A 2,500-nucleotide genomic window follows, 5' to 3' on the forward strand; every position below is an offset into this window, starting at 1 on the left:
GCTAAAGCAATCGCAATAATTGATTTAGCACCCGGTAATAACAGTTGCGGATTCGTTCTCTTCTCTATATCAGGCTCTTCAAATCCAGATTGATAATTTAATTGTTGTTGCTGGATTAAGCGCTGCTTTAATTCCTCAAAAGGAGAAGCGCTCGCAAAGCCTATTTTATCTATGCCAATTGTTTTACTATACGCAATTACATCTTGCTTTAATTGTTCAAAATCCACTCTTAATCGCCTCCTCAGATGAATCCACCCCTTATGTAACCACTCTATTGGTTAGTAATTCACGTTTGGAATACTATCATTTACTTCTATTTTCGCATGTAATTATATTTTTCAAACATTAAAAAACGCAATGCCTCGTTTATCTCGGAAACGAAACACTGCGTTGATCACAATTTATAGAAAAACTTTTAATAAAATTTGGAGCGGGTGAAGAGAATCGAACTCTCGACCAGAGCTTGGAAGGCTCTTGTTTTACCACTAAACTACACCCGCATTAAATTGTAAATGGTGAGCCATGAAGGACTCGAACCTTCGACCCTCTGATTAAAAGTCAGATGCTCTACCAACTGAGCTAATGGCTCGTAAATGGCTGGGCTAGCTGGATTCGAACCAGCGCATGACGGAGTCAAAGTCCGTTGCCTTACCGCTTGGCTATAGCCCATTAATATTTACTAGTATGGTTATCTTTTCAAAAAAATAAACCCTCTCAGGTTATTTTAAAGAAAATGGTGGAGGGGGGCAGATTCGAACTGCCGAACCCGAAGGAGCGGATTTACAGTCCGCCGCGTTTAGCCACTTCGCTACCCCTCCGACATTTTAAATATATATGGTGGAGGATGACGGGATCGAACCGCCGACCCCCTGCTTGTAAGGCAGGTGCTCTCCCAGCTGAGCTAATCCTCCATTTTGCCTGGCAACGTCCTACTCTCACAGGGACAAGGTCCCAACTACCATCGGCGCTAGAGAGCTTAACTTCCGTGTTCGGTATGGGAACGGGTGTGACCTCTCTGCCATCATCACCAAACTATGAAGGCATATTCCTTCAAAACTAGATAACATTTGCTACATATTATATGGTTAAGTCCTCGATCTATTAGTATTCGTCAGCTCCACATGTCACCATGCTTCCACCTCGAACCTATCAACCTGATCATCTTTCAGGGATCTTACTAGCTTACGCTATGGGAAATCTCATCTTGAGGGGGGCTTCATGCTTAGATGCTTTCAGCACTTATCCCTTCCGCACATAGCTACCCAGCTATGCCCTTGGCAGAACAACTGGTACACCAGCGGTGCGTCCATCCCGGTCCTCTCGTACTAAGGACAGCTCCTCTCAAATTTCCTACGCCCACGACGGATAGGGACCGAACTGTCTCACGACGTTCTAAACCCAGCTCGCGTACCGCTTTAATGGGCGAACAGCCCAACCCTTGGGACCGACTACAGCCCCAGGATGCGATGAGCCGACATCGAGGTGCCAAACCTCCCCGTCGATGTGGACTCTTGGGGGAGATAAGCCTGTTATCCCCGGGGTAGCTTTTATCCGTTGAGCGATGGCCCTTCCATGCGGAACCACCGGATCACTAAGCCCGACTTTCGTCCCTGCTCGACTTGTAGGTCTCGCAGTCAAGCTCCCTTATGCCTTTGCACTCTACGAATGATTTCCAACCATTCTGAGGGAACCTTTGGGCGCCTCCGTTACACTTTAGGAGGCGACCGCCCCAGTCAAACTGCCCACCTGACACTGTCTCCCGGGTCGATAAGACCCGTAGGTTAGAATTTCAATACAGTCAGGGCGGTATCCCACCAGCGCCTCCACCGAAGCTAGCGCTCCGGTTTCAATGGCTCCCGCCTATCCTGTACAAACTGTACCAAAATTCAATATCAGGCTACAGTAAAGCTCCACGGGGTCTTTCCGTCCTGTCGCGGGTAACCTGCATCTTCACAGGTACTATAATTTCACCGAGTCTCTGGTTGAGACAGTGCCCAAATCGTTACACCTTTCGTGCGGGTCGGAACTTACCCGACAAGGAATTTCGCTACCTTAGGACCGTTATAGTTACGGCCGCCGTTTACTGGGGCTTCAGTTCAGAGCTTCGCTTACGCTAACCCCTCTCCTTAACCTTCCAGCACCGGGCAGGTGTCACCCCCTATACTTCGCCTTACGGCTTCGCAGAGAGCTGTGTTTTTGCTAAACAGTCGCTTGGGCCTATTCACTGCGGCTTTCCGTTAAGAAAGCACCCCTTCTCCCGAAGTTACGGGGTCATTTTGCCGAGTTCCTTAACCAGAGTTCTCTCGCACACCTTAGGATTCTCTCCTCGCCTACCTGTGTCGGTTTGCGGTACAGGCACCTTTTATCTCGCTAGAAGCTTTTCTTGGCAGCGGGGAATCAAAGACTTCGCTCCATAAGGAGCTTCCCCATCACAGCTCAGCCTTTACGATAAGCGGATTTGCCTACTTATCAGCCTAACTGCTTGGACGTGCACAACCAA

1 protein-coding gene, 5 tRNA genes and 2 rRNA genes (1 of these 8 cut by a window edge) are annotated in these 2,500 nt (G+C 48.4%); all 8 read right to left on the minus strand.

Annotation, left to right across the window (positions count from 1 at the left end):
• A partial coding sequence (locus R7Q41_RS23525; protein ID WP_318144681.1) for a hypothetical protein occupies positions 1-227 on the minus strand: 227 nt, incomplete at its 3' end.
• Between the two features lie 199 nt (positions 228-426).
• A tRNA-Gly gene (locus tag R7Q41_RS23530) sits at positions 427-500 on the minus strand.
• A gap of 13 nt (positions 501-513) precedes the next feature.
• Positions 514-589, minus strand: a tRNA-Lys gene (locus R7Q41_RS23535).
• 5 nt (positions 590-594) lie between these two features.
• A tRNA-Gln gene (locus R7Q41_RS23540) sits at positions 595-669 on the minus strand.
• A 65-nt stretch (positions 670-734) separates the two neighbouring features.
• Positions 735-818 (minus strand) — tRNA-Tyr (locus R7Q41_RS23545).
• A 17-nt stretch (positions 819-835) separates the two neighbouring features.
• Positions 836-911: transfer RNA gene (locus R7Q41_RS23550), tRNA-Val, on the minus strand.
• Positions 912-916: 5 nt separating this feature from the next.
• Positions 917-1,032, minus strand: a 5S ribosomal RNA gene (gene rrf / locus R7Q41_RS23555).
• Positions 1,033-1,081: 49 nt separating this feature from the next.
• Positions 1,082-2,500, minus strand: a 23S ribosomal RNA gene (locus R7Q41_RS23560); it runs 1,503 nt beyond the window's last position.

It is taken from the genome of Vibrio sp. 2096, assembly GCF_033339595.1.
Lineage (GTDB): Bacteria > Pseudomonadota > Gammaproteobacteria > Enterobacterales > Vibrionaceae > Vibrio > Vibrio alginolyticus.